The 25,556-nt window shown below is 54.3% G+C and carries 30 protein-coding genes, 1 tRNA gene and 1 pseudogene; 22 read left to right on the top strand and 10 right to left on the bottom strand.

The window, feature by feature from the left end; all coding sequences use genetic code 11:
- The first annotated feature begins 25 nt into the window (after positions 1–25).
- From fliF to K6R05_RS07560, 15 genes are all read left to right on the top strand, one after another.
- Positions 26–1,747, top strand: a complete 1,722-nt coding sequence (gene fliF, locus K6R05_RS07630; RefSeq protein ID WP_222925336.1) for a flagellar basal-body MS-ring/collar protein FliF — start codon at positions 26–28, stop codon at positions 1,745–1,747.
- On the top strand, positions 1,744–2,736 hold the full coding sequence (fliG, locus tag K6R05_RS07625) for a flagellar motor switch protein FliG (RefSeq protein ID WP_013358282.1): 993 nt from the start codon (positions 1,744–1,746) through the stop codon (positions 2,734–2,736). The genes fliF and fliG overlap by 4 nt, the downstream gene beginning before the upstream one ends.
- Positions 2,729–3,421 carry a flagellar assembly protein FliH gene (gene fliH, locus K6R05_RS07620; protein WP_161736211.1) on the top strand — a complete coding sequence of 231 codons (693 nt, stop codon included), beginning with the start codon at positions 2,729–2,731 and terminating at the stop codon, positions 3,419–3,421. Before fliG ends, fliH begins: the two co-directional genes overlap by 8 nt.
- Positions 3,421–4,791: a flagellar protein export ATPase FliI gene (gene fliI / locus K6R05_RS07615; RefSeq protein WP_161736210.1), complete on the top strand. Its 1,371-nt coding sequence runs from the start codon at positions 3,421–3,423 to the stop codon at positions 4,789–4,791. The genes fliH and fliI overlap by 1 nt, the downstream gene beginning before the upstream one ends.
- 19 nt (positions 4,792–4,810) lie before the next feature.
- Positions 4,811–5,254: a flagellar export protein FliJ gene (fliJ, locus tag K6R05_RS07610; protein WP_003854478.1), complete on the top strand. Its 444-nt coding sequence runs from the start codon at positions 4,811–4,813 to the stop codon at positions 5,252–5,254.
- Positions 5,251–6,534: a flagellar hook-length control protein FliK gene (locus tag K6R05_RS07605; RefSeq protein ID WP_222925335.1), complete on the top strand. Its 1,284-nt coding sequence runs from the start codon at positions 5,251–5,253 to the stop codon at positions 6,532–6,534. The genes fliJ and K6R05_RS07605 overlap by 4 nt, the downstream gene beginning before the upstream one ends.
- 127 nt (positions 6,535–6,661) lie before the next feature.
- Complete coding sequence (gene fliL, locus K6R05_RS07600; RefSeq protein WP_013358286.1) at positions 6,662–7,147, top strand: flagellar basal body-associated protein FliL; 486 nt, start codon at positions 6,662–6,664, stop codon at positions 7,145–7,147.
- Between the two features lie 4 nt (positions 7,148–7,151).
- Positions 7,152–8,159, top strand: coding sequence for a flagellar motor switch protein FliM (gene fliM / locus K6R05_RS07595; protein WP_013358287.1), 1,008 nt, complete (start codon positions 7,152–7,154; stop codon positions 8,157–8,159).
- Positions 8,152–8,559, top strand: coding sequence for a flagellar motor switch protein FliN (fliN, locus tag K6R05_RS07590; protein WP_033733054.1), 408 nt, complete (start codon positions 8,152–8,154; stop codon positions 8,557–8,559). Before fliM ends, fliN begins: the two co-directional genes overlap by 8 nt.
- A 10-nt stretch (positions 8,560–8,569) precedes the next feature.
- Positions 8,570–8,968, top strand: coding sequence for a flagellar biosynthetic protein FliO (fliO, locus tag K6R05_RS07585; RefSeq protein ID WP_161736208.1), 399 nt, complete (start codon positions 8,570–8,572; stop codon positions 8,966–8,968).
- Positions 8,968–9,699, top strand: a complete 732-nt coding sequence (gene fliP / locus K6R05_RS07580) for a flagellar type III secretion system pore protein FliP (protein WP_031593200.1) — start codon at positions 8,968–8,970, stop codon at positions 9,697–9,699. The genes fliO and fliP overlap by 1 nt, the downstream gene beginning before the upstream one ends.
- A gap of 25 nt (positions 9,700–9,724) precedes the next feature.
- Positions 9,725–9,994 (top strand): flagellar biosynthesis protein FliQ, encoded by a 270-nt coding sequence (gene fliQ / locus K6R05_RS07575; RefSeq protein ID WP_003854466.1) that lies wholly within the window; start codon positions 9,725–9,727, stop codon positions 9,992–9,994.
- Positions 9,994–10,779, top strand: coding sequence for a flagellar biosynthetic protein FliR (gene fliR / locus K6R05_RS07570; protein WP_061062740.1), 786 nt, complete (start codon positions 9,994–9,996; stop codon positions 10,777–10,779). The genes fliQ and fliR overlap by 1 nt, the downstream gene beginning before the upstream one ends.
- A gap of 627 nt (positions 10,780–11,406) precedes the next feature.
- Positions 11,407–12,042: a transcriptional regulator RcsA gene (gene rcsA / locus K6R05_RS07565; RefSeq protein WP_222925334.1), complete on the top strand. Its 636-nt coding sequence runs from the start codon at positions 11,407–11,409 to the stop codon at positions 12,040–12,042.
- 140 nt (positions 12,043–12,182) lie between these two features.
- Positions 12,183–13,889, top strand: coding sequence for a methyl-accepting chemotaxis protein (locus K6R05_RS07560; RefSeq protein ID WP_222925333.1), 1,707 nt, complete (start codon positions 12,183–12,185; stop codon positions 13,887–13,889).
- Positions 13,890–13,994: 105 nt separating this feature from the next.
- On the opposite strand, the gene dsrB is transcribed toward K6R05_RS07560, so the two are convergent.
- Together dsrB and K6R05_RS07550 are read right to left on the bottom strand one after the other, a co-directional pair.
- Complete coding sequence (gene dsrB, locus K6R05_RS07555) at positions 13,995–14,189, bottom strand: protein DsrB (RefSeq protein WP_013358293.1); 195 nt, start codon at positions 14,187–14,189, stop codon at positions 13,995–13,997.
- Positions 14,190–14,251: 62 nt separating this feature from the next.
- A complete protein-coding gene (locus K6R05_RS07550) occupies positions 14,252–14,410 on the bottom strand; it encodes a YqaE/Pmp3 family membrane protein (RefSeq protein WP_013358294.1) in 159 nt (52 codons plus the stop codon).
- Between the two features lie 316 nt (positions 14,411–14,726).
- Between K6R05_RS07550 and K6R05_RS07545 the strand changes: the two genes are divergently transcribed.
- From K6R05_RS07545 to K6R05_RS07535, 3 genes are all read left to right on the top strand, one after another.
- Complete coding sequence (locus tag K6R05_RS07545) at positions 14,727–14,960, top strand: DUF2525 domain-containing protein (protein ID WP_013358295.1); 234 nt, start codon at positions 14,727–14,729, stop codon at positions 14,958–14,960.
- Positions 14,961–15,313: 353 nt separating this feature from the next.
- Complete coding sequence (locus K6R05_RS07540; protein WP_222925332.1) at positions 15,314–16,105, top strand: mannosyl-3-phosphoglycerate phosphatase-related protein; 792 nt, start codon at positions 15,314–15,316, stop codon at positions 16,103–16,105.
- 30 nt (positions 16,106–16,135) lie between these two features.
- Positions 16,136–17,356 (top strand): glycosyltransferase family protein, encoded by a 1,221-nt coding sequence (locus K6R05_RS07535; RefSeq protein WP_013358297.1) that lies wholly within the window; start codon positions 16,136–16,138, stop codon positions 17,354–17,356.
- 86 nt (positions 17,357–17,442) lie between these two features.
- Here K6R05_RS07535 and K6R05_RS07530 read toward each other — a convergent pair whose 3' ends face one another.
- The 5 genes from K6R05_RS07530 to K6R05_RS07515 form a co-directional block, all read right to left on the bottom strand.
- Positions 17,443–17,622: a YodC family protein gene (locus tag K6R05_RS07530; protein ID WP_161736204.1), complete on the bottom strand. Its 180-nt coding sequence runs from the start codon at positions 17,620–17,622 to the stop codon at positions 17,443–17,445.
- 182 nt (positions 17,623–17,804) lie between these two features.
- The gene (locus K6R05_RS22100) at positions 17,805–17,936 is read right to left on the bottom strand and encodes a hypothetical protein (protein WP_003854444.1); all 132 of its coding nucleotides are present in this window, start codon (positions 17,934–17,936) and stop codon (positions 17,805–17,807) included.
- A gap of 33 nt (positions 17,937–17,969) precedes the next feature.
- The gene (locus K6R05_RS07525; protein WP_161736203.1) at positions 17,970–18,881 is read right to left on the bottom strand and encodes a DUF808 domain-containing protein; all 912 of its coding nucleotides are present in this window, start codon (positions 18,879–18,881) and stop codon (positions 17,970–17,972) included.
- A 10-nt stretch (positions 18,882–18,891) separates the two neighbouring features.
- On the bottom strand, positions 18,892–19,167 hold the full coding sequence (locus tag K6R05_RS07520) for a hypothetical protein (RefSeq protein ID WP_090959971.1): 276 nt from the start codon (positions 19,165–19,167) through the stop codon (positions 18,892–18,894).
- Between the two features lie 52 nt (positions 19,168–19,219).
- Positions 19,220–19,699 (bottom strand): very short patch repair endonuclease, encoded by a 480-nt coding sequence (locus K6R05_RS07515; protein ID WP_161736202.1) that lies wholly within the window; start codon positions 19,697–19,699, stop codon positions 19,220–19,222.
- A 190-nt stretch (positions 19,700–19,889) separates the two neighbouring features.
- Between K6R05_RS07515 and dcm the strand changes: the two genes are divergently transcribed.
- A complete protein-coding gene (gene dcm, locus K6R05_RS07510) occupies positions 19,890–21,275 on the top strand; it encodes a DNA (cytosine-5-)-methyltransferase (protein ID WP_161736201.1) in 1,386 nt (461 codons plus the stop codon).
- A 268-nt stretch (positions 21,276–21,543) separates the two neighbouring features.
- Here the strand turns inward: dcm and K6R05_RS07505 are convergent, their stop codons facing one another.
- A complete protein-coding gene (locus K6R05_RS07505) occupies positions 21,544–21,825 on the bottom strand; it encodes an Arc family DNA-binding protein (RefSeq protein ID WP_161736200.1) in 282 nt (93 codons plus the stop codon).
- 72 nt (positions 21,826–21,897) lie between these two features.
- Positions 21,898–22,602, bottom strand: coding sequence for a phosphohydrolase (locus K6R05_RS07500; protein WP_161736199.1), 705 nt, complete (start codon positions 22,600–22,602; stop codon positions 21,898–21,900).
- Positions 22,603–23,213: 611 nt separating this feature from the next.
- Here K6R05_RS07500 and K6R05_RS07495 point away from each other — a divergent pair.
- The 3 genes from K6R05_RS07495 to K6R05_RS07485 all read left to right on the top strand — a co-directional run bounded on the left by K6R05_RS07495 (position 23,214) and on the right by K6R05_RS07485 (position 25,019).
- Positions 23,214–23,891 (top strand): ASCH domain-containing protein, encoded by a 678-nt coding sequence (locus K6R05_RS07495; protein WP_161736198.1) that lies wholly within the window; start codon positions 23,214–23,216, stop codon positions 23,889–23,891.
- A gap of 172 nt (positions 23,892–24,063) precedes the next feature.
- A complete protein-coding gene (gene mtfA, locus K6R05_RS07490) occupies positions 24,064–24,840 on the top strand; it encodes a DgsA anti-repressor MtfA (protein ID WP_202605051.1) in 777 nt (258 codons plus the stop codon).
- A 103-nt stretch (positions 24,841–24,943) separates the two neighbouring features.
- Positions 24,944–25,019 (top strand) — tRNA-Asn (locus K6R05_RS07485).
- Positions 25,020–25,214: 195 nt separating this feature from the next.
- Here the strand turns inward: K6R05_RS07485 and K6R05_RS22390 are convergent.
- Positions 25,215–25,475 (bottom strand): annotated as a pseudogene (locus K6R05_RS22390) (LysM peptidoglycan-binding domain-containing protein); the annotation flags it as partial.
- Positions 25,476–25,556 lie beyond the last annotated feature (81 nt).

Here is a 25,556-nt window from a genome sequence, read left to right as displayed (position 1 = left end):
CAATTACGTCAGGCAGGAATCGGTCATGAATGCGAGCACAGCCGCCACAACAGAACAAGAAAAGAAAGGCTTCGGTGACCTGCTCGCTCGCCTGCGCGCAAATCCGCGTATTCCTTTAATCGTCGCGGCGGCTGCCGTGGTGGCGATCGTGATCGCGATGGTGCTGTGGGCCAAGCAGCCCAGCTATAGCGTCCTTTATAACAACCTCACTGATGAAGATGGCGGTGCCATCGTCACCCAGCTGACGCAGATGAACATCCCCTATCGCTTCGCCGAAAACGGTGGCGCACTGATGGTGCCGGAAGCGAACGTGCATGAGCTGCGTCTGCGTCTGGCTCAGCAGGGTCTGCCAAAAGGCGGATCGGTGGGCTTTGAGCTGCTGGATAAAGAGAAGTTCGGTATCAGCCAGTTCAGCGAGCAGGTTAACTACCAGCGCGCGCTGGAAGGCGAACTGGCCCGCACCATCGAATCACTGGGTCCGGTCAAAAGCGCCCGCGTTCATCTGGCGATGCCAAAACCCACCTTATTTGTGCGTGAGCAGAAAGCGCCATCCGCCTCTGTCACCTTAACCCTGCAGCCTGGCCGTGCGCTGGATGAAGGCCAGATTCAGGCCATCGCCCACATGGTTTCAAGCAGCGTCGCCGGTTTACCGCCGGGCAACGTCACCGTGGTCGATCAGACCGGTCGCCTGCTGACCCGTTCTGATAACGCCGGTCGCGATCTGAATGACGCGCAGCTGAAGTACTCTTCTGAAGTTGAAGCACGCTACCAGCAACGTATCGAAGCGATCCTGAATCCGATTCTTGGCCAGGGCAATGTGCATGCGCAGGTTACCGCACAGATTAACTTCGACACCAGCGAGCAAACCGACGAGAAATATCAGCCTAACGCTAACCCGTCGAACACGGCGATCCGTTCGCGTCAGACCAGCACCAGTGACCAGTCGGGCAGCCCTTATCCGGGTGGCGTGCCAGGCGCGCTCTCTAACCAGCCTGCGCCAGCCAACACCGCGCCGGTCACGACTAACAATGCAGCCAACGATCAGGCCGCGAATGGTCAGAACAACGCAGCGAATAACGCTAACCAGACCACCAGCACCGCACCGGCCAGCTCAGGACCGACTAATTCACGTCGTGATGACACGGTGAACTACGAACTGGATCGCTCCATTCGTCATACCAAAGTTAACGTCGGCGACGTACAGCGTCTGTCGGTTGCGGTCGTCGTGAACTTCCGTGCAGATGATAAAGGCAAAGCGGTTGCGCTGAACGAGCAGCAGTTGAAGCAGATTGAAGACCTGACCCGCGAAGCGATGGGTTACTCCCAGACGCGTGGCGACAGCGTCAACGTGGTGAACTCGCAGTTCAACACCACTGAAGCAGTGACCGCCGATCTGCCCTTCTGGCAACAGCAGTCCTTCTTTGATCAGCTGATGAACGCCGGTAAGTGGCTGTTGATTGCCCTGGTCGCCTTTATCCTCTACCGCAAACTGGTTCGTCCGCACCTGGTTCGTAAGCAGGCCGCCGAGAAAGCCGCTGCCGAAGCCGTTGCTGCCCGCGCCGCTGCACAACAGCCAGAAGAAGAAGCCTTTAATGTGCAGCTCAGCAAAGATGAGCTTGATCAGGAACGTAAGTCTAACAACCGCATGAGCGCAGAAGTGATGAGTCAACGCATCCGCGACATGTCAGAAAACGATCCGCGCGTTGTTGCGCTGGTGATTCGCGAATGGATGAGTAAAGAGCTATGAGTCTGACCGGAACCGAAAAAAGCGCCATCCTGATGATGACCATCGGCGAAGAGCGCGCTGCGGAAGTTTTCAAACACCTGAACCAGCGCGAAGTACAACACCTGAGCGCGGCGATGGCCAATATGCGTCAGGTGTCACACAAGCAGCTGACTGAAATACTGCGTGAGTTCGAAACCGATGCTGAGCAGTTTGCTGCATTGAGCCTGAACTCCAACGAATACCTGCGTTCAGTGCTCACCCGTGCGCTGGGCGAAGAGCGCGCCTCCAGCCTGCTGGAGGACATTCTCGAAACGCGCGAAACCACCAGCGGGATGGAAACGCTCAACTTTATGGAGCCGCAGGCTGCCGCCGACCTTATCCGCGACGAGCATCCACAGATCATCGCCACCATCCTGGTCCACCTCAAGCGTGGTCAGGCCGCCGATATTGTGGCGCTGTTCGACGAACGTCTGCGTCACGATGTCATGCTGCGTATCGCCACCTTTGGTGGTGTACAGCCAGCTGCGCTGGCCGAACTGACCGAAGTGCTGAATGGCCTGCTGGATGGCACCAACCTCAAGCGCGCGAAGATGGGCGGCGTGAGAACCGCAGCCGAGATCATCAACCTGATGAAAACGCAGCAGGAAGAGGCCGTTATCGAAGCGGTACGCGACTTCGATGGCGAACTGGCGCAGAAAATTATCGACGAGATGTTCCTGTTCGAAAACCTGGTGGAAGTGGACGACCGCAGCATCCAGCGTCTGTTGCAGGAAGTGGAGTCCGAACAGCTGCTGGTTGCACTGAAAGGTTCCGAGCAGCCACTGCGCGAGAAGTTCCTCAAAAACATGTCAGCCCGTGCGGCCGATATCCTGCGCGACGACCTGGCCAACCGGGGTCCGGTGCGTATGTCCGCTGTGGAGAACGAACAGAAAGCGATCCTGCTGGTGGTCCGTCGCCTGGCCGAATCGGGCGAGATGGTGATTGGTGGTGGCGAGGAAACTTATGTCTGATGCATTTTCTGCCCGCCCCTGGCAGCTGTGGCAGCCCACCGATTTAGGTCGTTTTGACGAGCCTGAACCGGAGCTGCAGCCAGAAATTTACGAAGCTGAAGACGGCGTGGATGAGCAGCAACAGCAGCTCGAACGTCTGCAGCAGCAGATGCGCAAAGAGGCGCAGGGCCAGGGCTACAACGAAGGCTATCAGCAGGGTATGACTGAAGGTCAGAAAGCAGGCTACGACGCCGGTTTTCAGCAGGGACTGGCCGATGCCCGGCAGCAGCAGGCACCGCTTCAGGCGCGGATGCAGCAACTGGTGACGGAGTTCCAGAACACGCTGGAGTCACTGGACAGCGTGATTGCTGCCCGTCTGATGCAGCTGGCGCTGGAAGCGGCTCGCTCGGTTATTGGCCAGGCCACCACGGTAGATGGTACCGCCCTGCTGCGCCAGATTCAGGGTCTGCTGCAGCAGGAACCGATGTTCAGCGGCAAACCACAGCTGCGTGTTCACCCGGACGACTTACAGCGTATTGAGCAGACTTTAGGTCCGACGCTGGATCTGCATGGCTGGCGGCTGATCGCAGACAGCACCCTGCACCCTGGCGGCTGCAAACTCAGCGCTGAAGATGGCGATCTGGATGCCAGCGTCGCAACGCGCTGGCAGGAACTCTGCCGTCTCGCTGCGCCAGGAGAAATCTGATGACTACCCGTCTGAACCGCTGGCTGGGCTCACTCGACGCCTTTGAAAAACGCATCGCCCAGGTGCAGCCGGTGCGCCGTTATGGCCGCCTGACCCGCGCGACCGGCCTGGTGCTGGAAGCGACGGGTTTACAGCTGCCGCTGGGTGCGACCTGCATCATCGAACGCAACGATGGCAAAACCATCAGCGAAATCGAAAGTGAAGTGGTGGGATTCAACGGTCAGAAACTGCTGATGATGCCACTGGAAGAAGTGGACGGTATTTTACCGGGTGCGCGGGTCTATGCGCGTCAGAATGGCGATAACCCGCAGGCGGGCAAACAGCTGATGCTGGGGCCGGAACTGCTGGGCCGCGTGCTCGACGGTAGCGGCCGACCGCTGGACGGTCTGCCGTCGCCGGATACCGGCTATCGCGCACCGCTGATCACCCCGCCGTTTAACCCGCTGCAGCGTACGCCGATTACTGATGTGCTGGATACCGGCGTACGTGCCATTAATGCCCTTCTGACGGTCGGTCGCGGGCAGCGTATGGGACTGTTTGCCGGTTCAGGCGTGGGGAAAAGCGTGCTGCTCGGCATGATGGCGCGCTACACCAAAGCGGACGTTATCGTAGTCGGTCTGATTGGCGAACGTGGCCGCGAAGTTAAAGATTTTATCGAAAACATTCTGGGTGCTGAAGGCCGCGCCCGTTCGGTGGTAATTGCTGCCCCGGCGGATGTTTCGCCACTGCTGCGTATGCAGGGTGCCGCTTACGCCACCCGTATCGCTGAAGATTTTCGCGATCGCGGCAAGCATGTGCTGCTGATTATGGATTCCCTGACCCGCTACGCCATGGCGCAGCGTGAAATCGCCCTGGCGATTGGTGAGCCACCGGCAACCAAAGGCTACCCGCCTTCTGTATTCGCCAAACTGCCTGCGCTGGTTGAACGCGCCGGTAACGGCATCGACGGCGGCGGTTCGATCACCGCCTTCTATACCGTCCTGACCGAAGGCGACGATCAGCAGGATCCGATCGCGGACTCCGCGCGCGCCATCCTTGACGGCCATATCGTGCTGTCGCGCCGGCTTGGCGAAGCGGGTCACTATCCGGCGATTGATATCGAAGCCTCAATCAGCCGTGCGATGACCTCACTGATCGATGAGAACCACTATGCGCAGGTGCGCCAGTTCAAGCAGTTGCTCTCCAGCTTCCAGCGTAACCGCGATCTGGTCAGCGTCGGGGCCTATGCCGCCGGCAGCGATCCGATGCTCGATAAAGCCATCAGGCTCTATCCGCAGATGGAAGCCTTCCTGCAACAGGGCATCTTTGAGCGCAGCGATTATGACGACGCCAGCCTGCATCTGCATGCGCTGTTTGGCTCGTCACAATAATTAACGCGAGGTAACGGCAATGAAAACTGCAAATGCCATTGATACGCTGCGCGACTTAGCGGAGCAGGATCTCGAACGTGCCGCCATCTATTTAGGCGATATGCGCCGCGGCCAGCACGCCGCTAACGAGCAGCTGACGATGCTGCTCGATTATCAGGACGAGTATCGCAACAAGCTCAACGATGACATGTCATCCGGCATCGCCAGCACCCGCTGGACGAACTATCACCAGTTTATTCAGACGCTGGAAAAAGCGATTGAGCAGCATCGCAACCAGCTTAATAACTGGAATCAGCGGCTGGAGCAGGCGCTGATTAACTGGCGCGACAAACAGCAGCGGCTGAACGCCTATCAAACCCTGATAACGCGGGCAGCGGAAAATGCATTACGACAGGAAAACCGTCTCGATCAGAAACGGATGGATGAATTTGCCCAACGGGCCGCATCGAGGAGAGGCGAATGATTACGCTGCCACACATTGGCATAAAAGCGGCGGCTAAAACCGACGCGGAACCATCCGGCGCGACGGACCTGGTAGCAGGGGCTGATGCCCTGCCACAGGACTTTCTGACCACGCTGGGAAACCAGCTGGCAGGCCTGGCGAAACAACCGGGAAAAGCGGCGCAATCCGCTGACGTCAAAGCAGAAACTGCCGATGACGCCCGCCCGAAGGCGCCGCTGAATGCGCTGATGGCGGCGCTGGATAATCCTGCTGAACTGACCGCTCTGTTTAAGCCGGAAAATATTAAAGGTGGGTCAAAATCAGCCGATGATAAAGACAAGCCGGAGGCCGCACCTTTAAGCGCCAGTGACATGCAAAATGTGCAGGCACTGTTTGCCATGTTACCGGGTGCGGTAACGCCGACAGCGACGCCTTCGACGCCGGTCAGCAGTGAAGCCGGTGAGCTGATTGCCCAGACCGACACCGGCCGGAAAAGTCAGACCGCGCTGACGCAACTGCTGAACAGCGCGCAGCAGGGCCACGCACCGGATAGCCCTGCGCCGGGTAAAGATGAGAAGCAGGATGCTAAAGGTGCCGCACTGAATTCACCTGCGGTGAACAGCTCCGCCAGTCAGAGTCAGCCCGCCGCGCAAAGTGCGACCAGCAGCGGCCTGACGCTCGACAGCAGCTTCCAGCAGGCGCTAAGCAATATGGTGAAGCAGGATGATCAGAGTGCGATCAAAGCCAGCACCAGCGACAACGCGATCAGCGCCACGCCGTTCGCCAGTGCCAGCAGCCTGCCCGCGCCAGTGACCGCCTCTGCGACCAGCAGCACCCCGTCCACCCCGATGCTGAATTCACAGCTGGGCAGCGACGAGTGGCAGCAGGCGCTGAGTCAGCAGATCGTGATGTTCAGCCGCAACGGCCAGCAGAACGCGGAGTTGCGTTTACATCCGGAAGACCTTGGCGCTATCCAGATCAGCCTGAAACTGGACAACGACCAGGCACAAATTAGTCTGGTTTCCAGCCATAGCCACGTCAGATCGGCACTGGAAGCCGCGATACCGCAGCTGCGCAGCGCGCTGGCAGAGAGCGGTATCAACCTGGGCGAGAGTCAGGTGAGCAGTGACAGTTCCGCGCAGGGCCAGCAATTCCAGCAACAACAGGAGGCGCGCCGCGATGGACAGCATGGCCGCTTCTCTCTCACCCAAGACAGTGACACCGACATTACGCCGATCGCCGTTCCCGCCGCCCTTCAGGCTCGCGTTAACGGCAACAGCGCCGTCGACACTTTCGCCTGACAGCGGCAAACGCTGAAGGTAAGCGTAAAACCCGCGTCTTTTCTACCCATTGGTTTGACTTAAGACGCGGATAATCTGTCCCGTGAGCCGAGAGGCTTGCCCATAATTCACAGGAAGTAACTGCACCATGTCTGATAACGCGAAAGCAAAAGGCAGCAAACGTAAAATCTTAATACCAGTGTTGATCATTCTGACGCTGGCCGCTTGCAGCGTGGCAGGCTATGCAGTCTGGCGAATGATGAATAAACACGAGGGCGATAAGCCTGAGGTGGCGAAAGTTGAACCGCCTCCCGCTCCGGTCTTTTTTGCACTTGATACATTTACGGTTAACCTGGTCAATCCCGACAACGATCCTGACCGCGTGCTTTACGTAGGCTTTACCCTGCGTCTGGCCGATGAAGAGTCCCGGAGTCGGATGAATGACTATCTGCCTGAGGTGCGCAGCCGTCTGCTGCTGCTGCTCTCGCGTCAGAGTGCTGCGGCGCTGGCGACGGAGCAAGGAAAACAGGCGCTTGTTGAACAAATCAAACAGGCGCTGACACCTCCGCTGGTAAAAGGTCAACCTCCGCAGGCCGTAAACGACGTGCTGTTTACTGCCTTCATTTTGAGGTGAATCAATGGGCGATAGCATTCTCTCCCAGGCTGAAATTGACGCCCTTTTAAACGGCGACAGTGGCAGCGCGGAAGAAGAAAAGAAACAAAACGGGCCGGAAGGCGATATTCGTCCTTACGACCCGAATACCCAGCGCCGCGTGGTGCGCGAGCGTTTGCAGGCGCTGGAAATTATTAACGAGCGTTTTGCCCGTAGTTTCCGTATGACGCTGTTTAACCTGTTGCGCCGTAGCCCGGACATCAGCGTCGGGGCGATTAAGATTCAGCCGTATCACGAGTTTGCCCGCAATCTGCCGGTGCCAACCAACCTGAATCTGATCCACCTGAAACCGCTGCGCGGCACGGCGCTGGTGGTGTTCTCACCCAGCCTGGTGTTTATCGCCGTCGACAACCTGTTTGGTGGTGACGGACGTTTTCCGACGAAAGTCGAAGGCCGTGAGTTTACCCATACCGAGCAGCGCGTTATCCGCCGCATGCTGAAGCTGGCGCTGGATGGTTACAGCGACGCATGGAAGGCTATTTATCCCCTGGACGTCGAGTATGTACGTTCAGAGATGCAGGTAAAGTTCACCAACATCACCACTTCACCGAACGACATCGTGGTTAACACGCCGTTCCAGGTGGAGATTGGTAACCTGGTGGGTGAGTTTAATATCTGCATCCCGTTTTCAATGATTGAACCGCTGCGCGAGCTGCTGGTGAATCCACCGCTCGAAAACTCACGTCAGGAAGATAACCACTGGCGCGATAACCTGGTCAAACAGGTGCAGCACTCTGAGCTGGAACTGATTGCTCACTTTGCCGAAACGTCACTGCGTCTCTCACGGATTCTGCAGCTGAAACCCGGTGATGTGCTGCCGATTGAGAAGCCGGAACGCATTATCGCCCATGTCGATAGCGTACCGGTCTTAACCAGCCAATATGGCACGATGAATGGGCAATATGCGCTCCGTGTCGAACACCTGATTAACCCGATTTTGAATTCGCTTAACGAGGAACAGCCCCATGACTGACAGTAATAAACCGTCTGACGATATCTCTGCGGACGATCTGTGGGCTGAAGCAATGAACGAGCAGGTCGGCAGCAGCAGTGCGCCGCAGACCGATGACGTCTTTAAGTCATTCGACAGCGGCAATGTCGCGGGCTCGTTGCAGGATATCGATCTGATTATGGATATCCCGGTGAAACTCACCGTCGAACTGGGCCGCACCAAGATGACCATCAAAGAGCTGCTGCGCCTGGCGCAGGGTTCGGTGGTAGCACTGGACGGACTGGCAGGTGAGCCGCTGGATATTCTGATCAACGGTTACCTGATTGCACAGGGTGAAGTGGTGGTGGTGAACGACAAATATGGCGTTCGTATCACTGACATCATCACCCCGTCTGAACGTATGCGTCGTCTGAGTCGCTAAGAGTCACATTATGAATAGCCAGAATCAAACGCTGCAACCGGCCGCACCGCACGCACAGGCGATTTCGACCGGTTCTATGCTGGCACAGGTCAGCAGCGTGTTAGCAGTGATTATTTTATTGATTCTGGCCTGCGCCTGGCTGGCACGCCGTGCCGGCTTTGCGCCGAAAAAGGTCAGTGGTCAGGAGCTGAAACTCACGGCCAGCGTCTCAGTGGGCCAGCGTGAGCGGGTGGTGATTGTCGATACTGCCGATGCGCGTCTGGTGCTGGGCGTCACTGCCCAGCAGATTACTCATCTGCATACGCTGCCGCCGGGTGAACCGGTCTCTGTGACGCCAGTAAACAGTGCGCCACAGGATTTTCGTCAGCTGTTACAGAATCTGGTTAAACGTCCCGGAAAACCACAATGATGCGTCGACTGCTTCCTTTATTGCCACTGCTGTTACTGGCACCGGTTGCCCATGCCCAGTTGCCGGGCCTGGTGAGTCACTCACTGCCGAATGGCGGTCAGAGCTGGTCACTGCCGGTACAGACGCTGGTCTTTATCACTGCGCTGACCTTTATTCCGGCCGTGCTGCTGATGATGACCAGCTTCACCCGTATCATCATTGTGTTTGGTTTACTGCGTAACGCGCTGGGCACGCCCTCTGCGCCGCCTAACCAGGTGTTGCTCGGACTGTCGCTGTTTCTGACTTTCTTTATTATGGCACCGACCTTCGACAAGATTTATCAGGATGCTTACCTGCCGTTCAGCCAGGACAAGATCAGCATGGACGTGGCGATTGATAAAGGTGCCCAGCCGCTGCGCGAGTTTATGCTGCGTCAGACCCGTGAAGCGGATTTAGCCCTGTTTGCCCGTCTGGCGAATACCGCCCCGATTGCCGGTCCTGAAGCGGTGCCAATGCGTATTCTGCTGCCCGCCTATGTGACCAGCGAGCTGAAGACCGCGTTCCAGATTGGCTTTACCGTATTTATCCCGTTCCTGATCATCGACCTGGTGGTTGCCAGCGTGCTGATGGCGCTGGGGATGATGATGGTACCGCCAGCGTCCATCGCGCTGCCGTTTAAACTGATGCTGTTTGTTCTGGTCGATGGCTGGCAACTGCTGGTCGGTTCACTGGCGCAAAGCTTCTACTCCTGATCCCCTTTTCTTACCGGAGCACGACATGACACCCGAATCAGTAATGGTAATGGGACAGGAAGCGATGCGCGTCGCCCTGATGCTGGCCGCCCCGCTGCTGCTGGCAGCCCTGGTCAGCGGTCTGCTGATCAGCCTGATCCAGGCGGCGACCCAGGTCAACGAACAGACCTTATCCTTTATTCCTAAGATCCTGGCGGTTGCCACCACCGGTATCATTGCCGGCCCGTGGATGCTGAATCTGCTGCTGGACTATATCCGGACCGTCTTTACCAACCTGCCTTATATCATCGGCTGATGATTACTCTCGACAGCAGCCAGCTGGTTCAGTGGGTCAGCCAGTTTTTCTGGCCACTGGTGCGCATCATGGCGTTGTTCGCTACTGCGCCGATCCTCAGTGAACGATCCGTCAGCAAACGTGTCAAAATCGGACTGGCGGTGATGATCACCTGGCTGCTGATGCCGCTGTTACCTGCTGTCAATGTCACCCTGTTTTCCCCTGCCGGTTTCTGGCTGCTGATCCAGCAGATGCTGATTGGTATCGCGCTGGGCTTTACCATGCAGTTTGCGTTTGCGGCGGTGCGCCTTGCCGGGGAAGTGATTGGATTGCAGATGGGCATTTCGTTCGCCACCTTTTTTGATCCTGGCAGCCGTCTGAACATGCCGGTGCTGGCCCGTTTTCTCGACATGCTGGCCATGCTGCTGTTTCTGACCTTTAACGGACATCTGTGGCTGATCTCACTGCTGGCGGACAGTTTTCACACGCTGCCGATTGGTGGCCACCCGCTAAATGCCAACGCATTTATGGCGCTGGTGAAATCCGGCGGATTAATTTTCCTTAATGGCATGATGTTAGCGCTGCCCTTAATCGTTTTGTTACTCATGGTAAATCTGGTACTGGGTTTGTTAAACCGTGTTTCACCACAGTTATCAATCTTCGCAATTGGCTTCCCGATTACCTTATCAGTCGGAATTTTAACCATCAGCCTGCTGATGCCCCTGCTGGCCCCGTTCTGTGAGCATTTGTTCAGTGAAATATTTGATTTACTGGCCCTGTTCCTGACAGAACTATCCCGTCCCTGAACATTAAGTTTCTAACTACCTTTGCTCAGCAACACTTAAGTATCGCAAAACCATCCCTGCATTTTCCGAACCATGTTTTCCAGAATGCAACTAAGGAAATTCTGATAAATGTGCTGAGAGTCTGAAAATAATTCTTATTAAACCGGGCTTCGCGTATTTTAGTTGGGTGGTTCACAGAAGCGGTCAGACTGTGAATGTGCATGCAAAACTGGCAATACACTGAATTCACAGGGAAAAAAACTTTAAGTGATTTTTCTTGTTAAAAAATGTTTTTTCCGGCATTGTCATCGCACGCTGAGACTTCACACTTTCGTAAAACAAATGTTTTTGAGAATTGTCCTATCAGAAAACTTCCTGTTTTCAGGGATAGTGACACAGCTCTCAAAAAATGAGCTTTACTGAATCTCCGGCACTTCACTGGCATTCCCCGCCATTGCCGGAGAATGTGTGACGTCATGGCAGCACAAATTTTTTGCAGAACGGGTCAGGGATGAAGACTTTTACGGGCGTTTGCCTGTTGCCACACTGCACGAGCAGAATAAAAAAGTACCTAAGAAATCTCTCTCGTACCGCAACGCGTATTCATCGTTGATTTAAACGGATAACAAATTGGTGAGGGTCGCTATTATGCCAACTATTATTATGGATTCCTGCAACTACACACGCCTGGGATTATCAGACTACATGTCTTTAAAGGGAGTTAAGAAGAAAAATATCTCTTCTGTCTCCGATATTGAGCAACTACAGCAAAAATGTGAGCAATTAAATCCTGGTGTCGTCTTTATTAATGAAGATTGTTTCATTCATGAGTCAGATTCCAGTGAACGTATCCGCAGTATTATTACGCAGCATCCTGATACGCTGTTCTTTATATTCATGGCGATTAGCAATATCCATTTTGAGGAATATCTCTACGTTCGTAAGAACCTGATTATTACATCAAAATCGCTGAAGACATCGACCCTGGATTCCTTACTCAGCACCTATTTGCAGAAGAAGCTTAACCAGTCTGCGCGCATCTCTTCGGGCATGGATGTTCACCCGCTGACGCTGAGCCAGACTGAGTCAAACATGCTGAAGATGTGGATGTCAGGTCATGACACCATTCAGATCTCAGATAAAATGCAAATTAAGGCCAAAACGGTATCGTCACACAAAGGTAATATTAAACGCAAAATCAAAACCCATAATAAACAGGTTATTTATCATGTGGTGCGTTTAACCGATAATGTGACCTCGGGTATTTACGTTAATATTCGCTGATCGTCAGACCTGAAGAACCGGCCTTAATGGCCGGTTTTTTTTGCGCTGAATTGGGATCCAGGTCTCACTCTTGCTCCTAAGCCTTTACACTCTTTTGCCGATGTTAAGCCTTATAACAACAGCCTCAAGAGAGCAAGGATATGAACACTGCATTAGATAATAATGGACATAAAAGCGCTGGCATCTGGCAGAATCTCCGCCTGATGCCGCTGTTTAGCCTGATCTTCGGCGGCATATTGCTGCTGTTCGCACTCTGTATTGGTATCGCCAGTTACTTTCTTATCTCAAGCAACCACTCTCTCAATGATGCTACGGACGAAATCCAGGTTCGCATGGGCCTCGCTAACAGTTCCAACCACCTGCGTACGGCACGCCTGACCATTATTCAGGCCGGTGCCGCCGCGCGTATTGGTGAAATGGACGCGTTTCGCGCCAACGTGGCGGCTGCTGAAAAACGGATTCAGCAGGCTAAAGAGGGGTTTGCGGTCTATCAGGCACGTGAAGTGAAGACCCCCGCTGACGTTGAACTGGATGCCACGCTGCAGGCACGCTTCAACGATTACATCAATAAAGGCCTGATACCCATGATTAATGCCGGTAAACAGGGCAGCTTTGAGGGCATTATCGCCCAGGAGACGGACGTTACCCGCAGGCTGGATGATGACTATAACGCAGTGTTACTGAAGGCGATCAAAATTCGTACTGACCGCGCGAATGCTATTACTGCCGAAGCCGATCATCTGTCACGCATTGGCTTTATCTCGATGGCCGTGGCGTTTAGTGCCGCACTGGTGCTGGTGCTGCTGACCTTTGTCTTCCTGCGACGCGTGGTGATTAACCCGCTGCGTCAGTCGGTGATGCGTATCGAACGCATTGCGCAGGGCGATCTGACCTCTGTTCCCCTGCCCTATGGCCGCAGTGAGATTGGTACGCTGATCCACAACCTGCAGCTGATGCAGCAGGCGCTGGTCACCACCGTCGGAACGGTGCGTGAAGGTGCTGTGGCGATTTATCAGGGCTCCAGCGAAATTTCAGCTGGTAACACCGATCTCTCTTCACGCACCGAGCAGCAGGCGGCAGCACTGGAGCAGACCGCTGCCAGCATGGAACAGCTCACCGCCACGGTAAAACAGAACGCCGAGAATGCCCATCACGCCAGCCAGCTGGCCGCGGATGCCTCTGGCAAGGCGCGCAGCGGGGGTGATCTGGTCGATAGCGTGGTGAAAACCATGACCAACATTTCCGGCAGCTCAAAGAAAATCGCTGAGATCACTAACGTCATTAACAGCATCGCGTTCCAGACCAACATCCTGGCGCTGAACGCAGCGGTTGAAGCAGCGCGCGCCGGAGAACAGGGTCGCGGCTTTGCGGTGGTGGCAAGCGAAGTGCGCAATCTGGCCCAGCGTAGTGCGCAGGCGGCCAAAGAGATTGAATCCCTGATTGCTGAGTCGGTCACGCTGATTAATGACGGTTCGCATCAGGTTGGCGCAGCGGGCAGTACCATGGGTGAGATTGTCGAGGCGGTACGTCGCGTCACCGATATTATGTCGGAAATCGCCGCGGCATCGGACGAACAGAGCAGGGGTATTCAGCAGGTGAGCCAGGCGGTCACTGAGATGGACAACGTCACACAGCAGAACGCCTCGCTGGTGGAAGAAGCCTCAGCAGCAGCAGCCTCGCTGGAAGATCAGGCGGGCAAACTGACACAGGCGGTAGCGGCATTCCGTCTGCAGGATTCGCCTGCCACGAAAAGTGTGGCCACCCGCGTCACATCACCAGCCAAAACATCCGCTCTGCCACCGCGCCCGGCGCTGACCACCGGTAGTGATAACTGGGAAACCTTCTGACGCCAGGCAGGTAACTGGCAGCGGCTGTTGTCGACGGCAGCGGCGCTGAATGCAAAAAAGCCCCGTTACGTTTAACGTAACGGGGCTTTTTTATGCACGTCAGGCTCAGGCGTCGTGGTAAGGCTCGACGAAAATACCATCCGGCTGCTGCGTTTCATTAAAAAACCAGATGCCTAATGGATAATCTTCCAGCGCGACCAGAAACATGGTGCCTTCATTAAATGGCTCCATAGCCAGAATGGTGCCAACGCGACGCGGGCCGCCATCGGTTTTGACGCTGACGCGGTCATTTACCTTCATTTCGGTTCTCCTGATTATTTACTGCGTACAGTCTAAACGAAGAACCGGCGCGATGCAGCGCGTTAGCGGCGGGCAATGACCCAGACGGCATGAACGATACCAGGGATGTAACCACAGATCGTCAGCAGAATATTCAGCCAGAAAGCACCACCAAAACCGACCTGCATAAACACACCCAGCGGTGGCAGCAGAATTGCGATAATAATTCTTAAGATGTCCATAACCATTCCTTTAGGTATTGAAAAAAATCAGCTTTATCATCAACTATAGCCGAATCTGCTCTGTTCAGGGGCAAAGTCAGGTAAATCTGAGTAAGGACCATTTTTGCAATTTCTTAACATTTCACCGCAAGACTTCTTACGCGCCTGGCCTTTACACTTCCTCCACTGCACCACCCCCATAGGTGCAGCCACAACCTGAAGTAACAAGGATTTTGCCCGCGCAGCGCGGGCTTTTTTTTGCCTGCGATCTGCCCGGTCCCCTCTTTCTGCCCCGCGTTCTATACTGATTATTCTGTTTGCTCTCAGGAGTCAGAAAATGACAGACGAAAAGCAGCACACCGATATGCCGGCGTCCGATTTGAAGGTGGATGTTGAGGGTTTACTGGCGGCGATTCAGGCGAAAACGTCAGGAGAGATAAGGGAATATATGGAGCAGGGCCAGATGCCACGGCTCGAAGTTGAAGGCCAGATTTTCCACTCCTATACCGAACTGGCAGAAGCGTTTGAAATCGACATCTGTGACTATCGCGCCTATGAAGCTAACCGCTGAAATCGATTTCAAAAAAATACCCGGCGGGAAGGCCGGGTAAAAATTCAATTCGTTACACCAGGGAATTCTTAACACCTATGCAGATTACGCGATCGCGTCACCGAAACAAGTATCAGATATGCACGTTTTTGCAACGAACCGGGTCGTTGTAAGGCTATAGTTACCGAAAACACCGGGCCAGCCAGTGACTTAGCGCCTGCACATTTCTTGTATCCCCCGTTTTCCCCTCTTCTCTTTTAAGATTTATCCTGGATTTTCAGCCGACGTGGCAGGAAAAAAAGTGTGAGCCATATTCAACTATAATATTGAAAAATCGCTGCTTTAGCCGCGAACGTGATGAAAGGAGCCTGTTAATGCCCGATCTTCAACAGCCGTTAATGATTATTACCGATCTCGATGGTTCGCTACTGGACCACCATACCTATCGCTGGGATGCGGCCACGGAGTGGCTCACCACACTAAAACAGTCCGCTATTCCGCTGGTGATCTGTTCCAGTAAGACGGCAGCCGAAATCATTCCGCTGCAAAAAAAACTTGGGATCAGTGGTTCACCCTTTATTGCCGAGAACGGTGCCGTGCTTCAGCTGCAGGATCAGCAGCGTATCCGTCTGCCTGATAACACGCTGACTTATGACGCCCTCTGCCAGCGGCTGGCTGCATTGAAAACAGCCTACCGCTTTACCGGCTTTCATGATTTCTCCGATCCGGAAGTGGCCTCAATGACCGGACTGAGTGAGGGAGATGCCGCGCTGGCACGCCAGCGCGACGCCTCTGAAGTGATTGTCTGGCGCGACAGCGATGAAGCTTTCGATAGCTTTCAGGAGGCACTGCGTGCTGAAGGGCTGGCGCTGACGCAGGGCGGACGTTTCTGGCATGTCATGCCAGCAGGCTGCGGCAAAGGTGAAGCGCTGCGCTGGCTGCTGGATCATGCCCCCGGTGAAGCGCCCATCACAATTGGTCTCGGTGACGGGCCGAATGATGCGCCGATGCTGGATGCAGTTGATTATGCCGTCGTGATTAAGGGCTACAGTAAAACACCGGTAACACTCAGCCGGACCGATCAGCAGCAGGTCTATCACACCGCTCACCATGGCCCCGAAGGCTGGCGTGAAGGGCTGGACTATTTTTTGACTCAATCTCAATAAGCTGCCCACGGGCATTAAAAGGATGATGCGATGAGTGACTTTTATCAGAATGGCGTAATCACCAACTTCCACAACCTTACCCACCGCAGCGTGGAGTCGCTGGAAAAAGAGATGGTTCGCTTTGCCCGCAAACGCAAAATGGGGCTGATCCTGCCATCGCTGTTTTCCGAACTTGAAGGTCCGGCGCTGACGAAAATCGTTGATGAGCTGGCCAAAGTGCCTTATCTGGACGAAATTGTCATTGGTCTGGATCGTGCTGACCGCGATCAGTTCCTGTTTGCCCGCGAGTTCTTCTCCCGCCTGCCGCAACGGCATCGCATCCTGTGGAACGACGGCCCGCGTCTGAAAGCCATTGATGCGGAACTGGATAAAGAGGGTCTGTCGCCCACCAACCCCGGCAAAGGCCGTAACGTCTGGTTCTGCACCGGTTATACGCTGGCGTCAGATCGCACCAGCTGTGTGGCGCTGCATGACTGCGATATCGTCACGTATGAGCGTGGCATGCTGGCCCGCCTGCTCTACCCACTGGCCAACCCGGCGTTTCAGTATGAGTTCTGTAAGGGCTTCTACGCGCGCGTCGCGGATGGCAAGCTGAATGGCCGCGTCGGCCGTCTGCTGGTCGGGCCGCTGCTGCGCTCACTACAGAAAGTCTATGGCCATTCGGAATACCTGGATTACCTGACAAGCTTCCGCTATCCGCTCTCGGGCGAGTTCGCCATGCGAACGCATGTGCTGAACGGCATCAAGATCCCCGGCGACTGGGGACTGGAGATTGGCGTGCTGTCAGAGATTTATCGTAACTACACCACCCGCCAGTCGTGCCAGGTTGAGATCGCCGATAACTACGATCACAAGCATCAGCCGCTGGCAGAAGATGATGGCACCGGCGGCCTGAAGCGCATGAGCAGTGATATTGTCCAGTCACTGCTGCGCAAGCTCGCCACCATGGGTGTGCCGCTGACCAGCGACTCGTTCCGGGTGCTGAAAGCAACCTATTATCGTAATGCGCTGGATATGATGGAGACCTACAATCACGAAGCGGCAATGAACGGGCTGAAGTTTGATCAGCATGTGGAAGAGGCTGCGGTAGAGATGTTTACCCAGTCGATTCTGGAAGCAGGTCAGGCGTTTATTGAGCGTCCTAACGATAAGCCGTTTATACCGAGCTGGAGTCGTGTCCAGTCAGCCTTCCCGGATGTGCTGCAGCGAATCTATCAGGCGGTTGAAGAGGATAACGACGGTAACGTCTGAAAACAGGGCGGCACAGGGAGTGTGCCGGGCCATAGGCAGTCAGAAACCGGGCCTGGCGGGTCGCAGAACCCACAGGCCTGATGCTGTCAGCCCGCCAGTTGTTGTGCCGGATTCAGGGCGCAGAGTTCATCGCTGCGAAAAGCCTCGCTGCGCACGGCAAAGCCGTCATACCAGCGGCACTCCACCATGCCACTCGCGTAGCCGGTCACCACCATCGTCTGCCCCTCTTCCTTATGCTGCACTTCTTCACTGATTGCGAAAACCATAATGCGCTCCTTTCATGCGTGTTATTAACCTGAGTGATTATTTTCTTTATAGCAGGCAAAGCCGACCCTTGCCTGTTAAGGCACGCAAAAAAAGGGCGAATTCAGAATTAAGCAGCTGGATATGCGGAATATAAAAAAAGCGGATAAAACTTATCCGCTTTTATGAAGTGTTGACGCTGACGTCAGATTTTACAGCCTTCACAATCGGCTTCGTCACCGAGATCATCCGGCACTTCGCTGGCTTTTTTCTCTGCTTTCGCTTCAGCCTGCTCAAGTTGTGCGTCGATATCAAATTCAAACATGTCGTCGTTCATCGTCATTCTCCTGACCTTTAATCACAGTGCGCTTTATACCGATTTTCCGCGCACTCTGGCAATAAGGTTGACCACTAACAGCACGATCGACCCAATGATAAAGCCGAGCACCAGGTTAGCGCCGTTGCTGAGCAGCATCGCGATCCAGCTGCTGAAGCCACTGCTGACTTCCTCTATCAGATGATGCAGCGGCGTGATGCCATGCACCACAATGCCGCCGCCGACCAGGAACATGGCGATGGTGCCGACTACCGAGAGGATCTTCATCAGCCAGGGCGCGGCGGCCAGCAGCACACTGCCGATACCCTGCGCAACGCGCGACGGCTTTTCACGCAGCCAGAAACCGAGGTCATCAATTTTCACGATGGCCGCCACGATGCCGTAAACGCCTACCGTAACCAGAATTGCGATGCCCGCCAGGATAATCACCTGGTTGAGCAGCGGCGATTCCGATACGATGCCTAAGGTAATCGCAACAATTTCGGCTGACAGAATGAAATCGGTGCGCACTGCGCCCTTGATCTTCTTCTTCTCAAACTCGGCCGCATTCTGATTCGCCAGCGACTCGAGTCGCTGCTGACGCGCTTCCGGTGATTTGCTCTGCTTGTCATGCTGCAGACTGTGCATTACCTTCTCCACGCCTTCGTAGCAGAGATAGGCACCGCCAATCATCAGCAGCGGCGTAATCAGCCAGGGCGCAAACGCGGAGATAATCAGCGCCAGTGGCACCAGGATCAGTTTGTTAAGAAACGATCCTTTGGCAACGCCCCATACTACCGGCAGCTCACGGTTGGCTTTGACGCCGCTGACCTGCTGAGCATTCAGCGACAGATCGTCGCCCAGTACGCCAGCAGTCTTTTTCGCCGCCACTTTCCCCATGACGGAAATATCGTCCAGAAGTGTTGCAATATCATCAAGTAAAGTCAGTAAACTGGTTCCCGCCAAAATCTTATCCTTAGTCTGGTTCGTTATGTTGACAACATGGGCAGCGCTCAATTTCCGTAACAGTCATCTCCGCGATGCCCTCACAATCCCACTCTACCCGCACCGTCTCGCCTGCTGCTCCTTCAGCATGCAGATATTTGCTGACCGGGCTTTCAGTCATACCGGTGATCTCCTCCGTGGCGATAAGCCTGTCACCACAGTAAACCCGCGCGGTCGCTTTGGTATTCACCATCCGCTCGTCACGAATCTGGTAAAGGCGTTTTACCGTCAGTTTTATGCTGCTCATTTCAGGATCCTTGCCACGGAGAAAGCGCCGATCTAACCAATTATGTCTCTGATTAGCAATCGGCGTTGTAATGATGAATGCCCTGATGGTCGATCTCCGCACTCTCCGGCATCGCCAGCAGCCACTCCTCCAGCCGCTCCAGCAGATCCTGATCCGCCAGGCGCAGTTTGCCACGTAGCGCACACTCCCAGATGATCAGCACTTTCCAGCCGCTTTCCTGCAGCTGGCGCACATAACGCCGGTCACGTTCAACATTGCTGTTAATTTTTCCGGTCCAGAATTCTGTGCGCGTCGCCGGCAGCTTAAACAGATAGCAGTGATGACGATGCCAGAAGCAGCCATGAACAAAAATAATCGCCTGCTGTTCGGTCAGAACAAAATCAGGCCGTCCCGGCAGATTTTTATCCTGCACGCGAAAACTGAATCCCCGATCTTTCAGCAGCAGCGCAATACGTTGCTCAATGGCCGTATCCTGAGCGCGAATGGCACGCATATTTTTGCTGCGTGTTTCGCTGGAGTGAACATCAGCCATAACGTCTCCTTTTTTGCTGGTTCTGTAACTTTAGCCTGCGCCGCGAAAAGCGAAAGTTGTCGCCGGACGACTTCGGAGATTACGCCGCAAAAACAGAACTTTCCGGCGGTCTGACACAGGGCACATCCCGGCAATTTCCTCGCAGCCTCTGGAGTGTTAGCATAGGCTCCTTACTGTTAAGGAAAAACGCATGCATCCCGCCGCCCTCGCTGAACCACTCTCTGCTGCACTTTCATCTGCTGATGCGTCTGAACTCTTTAGACAGGTGCTGGACATCTATTCGGTTCGTGATCTCACGGCCCGACTGCAGCAGGCGGGATTTTCCTGCTGGACGCCGGCCCTGCTGAACCGGATTCGTCAGGGTAAAAGCGTCCTGCCACCGCTGTGTGAGGCGGAGCTGTCGCTGTTGCAGAGTCTGCTGCCGACCCGGCCCGCCCACTATGATAACCCTGAGTTTCGTTTTATCGATCTCTTTGCCGGGATTGGCGGCATCCGTAAAGGATTCGAGGCGATCGGCGGTAAGTGTGTGTTCACCAGTGAATGGAATAAAGAGGCGGTTCGCACTTACAAAGCCAATCACTACAGCGATCCGCTGGAGCATCACTTCAATACCGATATTCGTCAGGTGACCCAGCCTGAAGGTCTGACTGACGATGAAGCGATATACCGCGCGATTGATGCGGCAATCCCCGACCATCAGGTGCTGCTGGCCGGTTTTCCCTGCCAGCCTTTTTCGCTGGCGGGGGTCAGCAAGAAAAATGCGCTGGGCCGCGCCCACGGGTTTGAGTGTCAGGTACAGGGCACGCTGTTTTTCGATGTTGCGCGCATTCTGGCTGCCAAGAAGCCGCCATTTTTTGTGCTGGAGAATGTGAAAAACCTCAAAAGCCACGATAAGGGCCGCACCTTCGCCATTATCATGGAGACGCTGGATGAGCTGGGCTATGACGTGGCCGATGCCGGAGCCAGCAGCCCCGATGCCAAAGTGATCGATGCGCGCCACTTCCTGCCGCAGCATCGCGAACGCATTGTGCTGGTGGGGATTCGCCGTGACCTGAAAAAGCAGGACTTTACGCTGCGCGATATCCGCCGTTTCTACCCGGCGCAGGTCCCCAGCCTGCAGAGCCTGCTGGAGAGTGCGCCGGACGATAAATATATCCTGTCACCGGTGCTGTGGCGCTACCTCTACCAGTATGCGAAAAAACATAAAGCCAAAGGTAATGGCTTTGGCTTTGGCCTCAACGATCCGCGCAATCCTGACTGCTGCGTGCGGACGCTGTCAGCGCGTTACTACAAAGATGGCTCAGAGATTCTGATTGATCGCGGCTGGGACAGTGCGCTGGGCGAAGCGGAGTTTCAGGATGCGGATAATATGGCGCGTCGACCACGCCGCCTTTCCCCGCGCGAATGCGCGCGCCTGATGGGCTTTGATGTGCCGGGTCGCGAGCCGTTCCGCATTCCGGTTTCAGATACCCAGGCCTATAAGCAGTTTGGTAACTCGGTGGTGGTGCCGGTGTTTGCAGCGGTGGCTCAGCTGTTGCTGCCGCATATTCGTCAGTTGAAGTCGTCATCGAACTGAAATAAAAAAACCCGTCTTGCGACGGGTTTCAGGCTGATGAAGAACTTACATCTGACGATACTCACAGCAACAAATAAGCTCAACTCGCAGGGAACACGGTCAGAAGAGGAAAGCGTCCCGCGCCAGGACGGTGCGGGCCGAGCATGCCATGGATGGCGGCTTTTGCGTCTTTCCGATCTGACCGTGTTCCCTGAGCAGGCACAGTCTCATAGCGAAACGGTCCAGCCTTTCTCCAAAGTAAAAACCCGTCTGGCGACGGGTTTCTGTTTTATTTTTTCTTCTTGCTCTGCTTCTTCAGCAGCAGCCGAATCTGCTTCAGCTCTGTTGCACTTAATGCATCGGTCTTCACGTCAGCGGCACTGGATCCCTCAGTCCCCTCTTCAGTGATGTCCTGATTATCAATGGCGGGATGCGGATGCGTTTCCAGACTGGCCTGCAAACGCTGCACAATTTCCTGGCTCATTGAAACCTGGTTTTCCAGCGCCAGCTGTTTAATCGTTTCTTTCAGCTCGGGATCAATTTTAATCGTTAAATTAACAGTTTCGGTCATCGGGCAGCTCCTTTTTGTTATTGCTCACACGCTACCGGATGACCGTATCGATTAACATACTGTCATAAAAATTTAATATTCAGTTTTCAATGGAGTAAAATCCCGCAGCACGCCCTCATCCATCCCCACCAGATTGCCCTGAAGCTCGGCATACAGCTTCGCCATATATCGTACCAGAAAATCGGCGTTATGCTCAGCCAGCATGCGGCCGGTTTCGGTATGCATGGTTTCCGGCAGGCGCAGCAGCTTCTTCTGGAAATGGTCCAGCGTCCACTTAACATCATTCAGCTCGCGATCTTTACCCAGCGGATCCTGACTGTCGAATAATGGACGATTCAGTGCACCGGCCGTGTAAAAGACCCGCGCCAGCCCGATTGCGCCCAGCGATTCGAGCCTGTCTGCATCCTGAACGATTCTGGCTTCGAGCGTCTCTGGCGGGATACCGGCGCTGAAACTGTGGGTTTTAACTGCATGCATCACGGCATCAATCTTTTCTGCCGGGAAATCGAGAAAATCCTGCTGCAGAATGCGCTGCGTTTCCGCGGCTGCATACGTTGAGGCGAGATGCCGTTCCGGATGATTCTTTGGAAGATTCACTACATCATGAAAATAGCAGGCGGTGAGCACCACCAGCGGGTCCGCCTTCGTGCCTGTCATGATTCGCTGCGCGCTCATCCAAACGCGTCGCAGATGGGCGATATCGTGCGCGCCGTCGTCGTGGATCCAGTTCGCCTGAAACCAGCTTTCATAGCGGGATTGCCAGAGTGTGAGTGACATAATCTATCTCCCTGTAGTGATCGACAGCGGATTCTCTGTCGTGATCAGTGCGCAAACGGCAAGCCATCATAGCGACTGGCTAATGACACCTTTTTTACAGTGCTGTTGAAAAGAGCAGTGCTGCCAGCTATTTCGGGCAGAAAAATGAGATCTGGATCATCTGTATAGCATCTCTGTTACATAAATACCGCAATTTCGGCGGTTTTAAGCCTTTCCTCAGTGAATTGCTGCTAAGAAAATTAGTTTAACAGCAGTAATGTTTGATTCATTCTCAACCAGCTAAACCTGTCGGGCTTAACCTTTTTTTGTCACGCATTTAATTGTAAAAGTGTGGGCAATAGCAGGTGAAAAAATCTGAAAAGGTTCCTATTTTTACCGTTATAACGTACTGTATCCGGGCTGTTCGTCGCGTTCTGCCGATTGCGTGATAAGCTTTGGTGCGCTTTTTGCATTTTGCTGGTTTTTAACACCCAACGTGACAATTTTGAAGTGACTGTCAGGCGACAAATTATTAAGCAAAATGATTTAAAGCTTTTATGATAATTCTCAGATGTGAAGCAAATGGACGTTTACAGCAGTAACCGGGTTCTACTAATAAAAAGAGGTAATCCATGAAAGAACGGCCGATTCTTTTTTCCGAACAGCGTGTTCGTGCCCTGTTGGTTGGCCAGCAAACACAAACCCGGCGCATTATGAAAACTCAGGCTTTCGGGCCGGGGCAGGATCATCACGAGGGCGTACATGCTTTTGATGTGAGTGCTAACCATCTGCATGGCTACAAGATGATGTCGATGGCGGACATCAGCTATCAGTGCCCCTACGGCAAGCCGGGTGACATCCTCTGGGTGCGTGAAACCTGGCGTGGCCCGATGGTGCCAGAAAGCGATCTGGCCGAATATGAACGTGATCCGACGCCGTTTCGCCTGCCGGAATATTGCCAGTATCGTGCCGACAGCAATGAGCTGGGTCAGCATGCGATGAGCACCCCGGAAGCCGAAGAGTTTGGCTGGCAGACCGCCATCCACATGCCGCGCTGGGCCAGTCGTATCAACCTCGAAATCACCGGCGTGCGCGCGGAGAAGATTCAGGATATCAGTGAAGATGACATTATGGCGGAGGGCGTACAGACCGACTCGCATTTCCTTAATAACTTCTTCACCATGAACGTTAATTCTGAGTCGCCTAAAGAGGCGTATCGTAAAGCCTGGGAAAAGCAGTATGGCGCAACCAGCTGGGAAGTGAATCCCTGGGTCTGGGTCATTGAATTTCAGCGCGTTGAACGCAGGTAATCCCTCAACCCTGCACTTTGCGGGTTGAATCACAGACAACGGCTGCGCTAACGGGTTGAATAGACAGCCTTCAGTCCTGAAGTGCGACAGAAGATGCCAGCATTCGATGCTGGCATTTTTATGTCTGCCGCGTCAGGATAACGACATAGCCCGGTTCTGTGCAGGAGTTGCGATGTTTAAATGGCCCTGGAAAACGCATAACGACACCATGCTGGCGGCCCTGCCGTGGCAACAGGGGCTGTCACAGCCTGTCTTCAGCCCGCTGGATGAGGCTGAACAGCAGGCGCTGGTGGAGCTGGCAAGGCGCTTTCTGCAACAGAAAAAACTGGTGCCTCTCGGGGGTGCTCAACTGGATGAACTGCGCAGCGTGCGGATCGCCCTGCTCTTCTCTCTGCCAGTGCTGAAGCTGGGTCTGGAGTGGCTGGACGGTTTTCATGAGGTGCTGATCTATCCCGAGCCGTTTGAGGTTGACGATCAGTGGCAGGATGAAGATGGGCTGGTTCACAGCGCACCTGCCGTTCATGCCGGACAGAGCTGGACCCAGGGACCGGTCGTCCTCAACTGGCTCGATATTCAGGATTCATTCGATCTCTCCGGCTTTAATCTGGTGATTCATGAGGTGGCACACAAACTGGATGCGCGCGGCAGCGGTTATACCAGCGGTGTTCCGGTCATGCCACTGCGTGACGTAGCCCAGTGGGAAAAGGATTTGCGAGCCGCGATGGCAGAGATTGAGAGTGAAGTGGAACTGGCAGGCGAACAGGCTGCGACCATTGATCCCTACGCCGCCAGCGATCCGGCAGAGTGTTTCGCTGTACTCTCTGAATATTTCTTTACGGCTCCGCTTCTGCTGGCAGAACGTTTTCCCGCCATGTATCAGCATCTGCGCCAGTTTTACCAGCAGGATCCCCTGAGCCGGATGACATCTGAAACGGCTCAAACTGCTTAAATCCCGATCGCATTGCGTTAAAGCTAGCCAGTTGAATGATAATGTCTTTTTTGCTGTTGACACCTCAGTGCGACGCCGCTAATATTCGCCTCGTTCAAACGATTCCTCTGTAGTTCAGTCGGTAGAACGGCGGACTGTTAATCCGTATGTCACTGGTTCGAGTCCAGTCAGAGGAGCCAGAATTAGAAAAGCCCGCTCAGGGAAACCTGAGCGGGCTTTTTGCTTTTCAGTACTCCCGATTTTCTCGTTCTTTCTGATTAGCATCCGGATCCGCCTGCTGTTACCTGCATATTCCTGGTGAATCCGGCGGTTATAAATGCAAGAAACCAGCCGGGCAATCCCTGCTCTGGCTGGCTCGTACTCCCGGCGAATTATTACTCAGGAATAGTCAATACCTGACCCGGCGCAATTTTATCCGGGTTGCTGAGGATATTTTTATTCGCCTCAAAGATTTTCATATATTTTGATGCATCATTATAAAATTGCTTAGCGATTGCGCTGAGCGTGTCCCCGGATTTCACCGTATATGTGCGAACACCTGATATTGAGGCATCAGTCTTATTCTCAACATTTTTATCAACGCTATGTAACAACTCATCGCCAATATTTTTAATATTATCCAGAATGCTCATAATTACTCCCCTATCGTTTCCGATACGTTTAGTTTAATTAAAAAAACAGGATTGCCAGACAAATACTACGCGGCGTACGATACA

Origin of the sequence: Pantoea alfalfae (genome assembly GCF_019880205.1) — a bacterium.
Taxonomy (GTDB): domain Bacteria; phylum Pseudomonadota; class Gammaproteobacteria; order Enterobacterales; family Enterobacteriaceae; genus Pantoea; species Pantoea alfalfae.
This window is presented reverse-complemented; position numbering and strand designations above follow the sequence as displayed.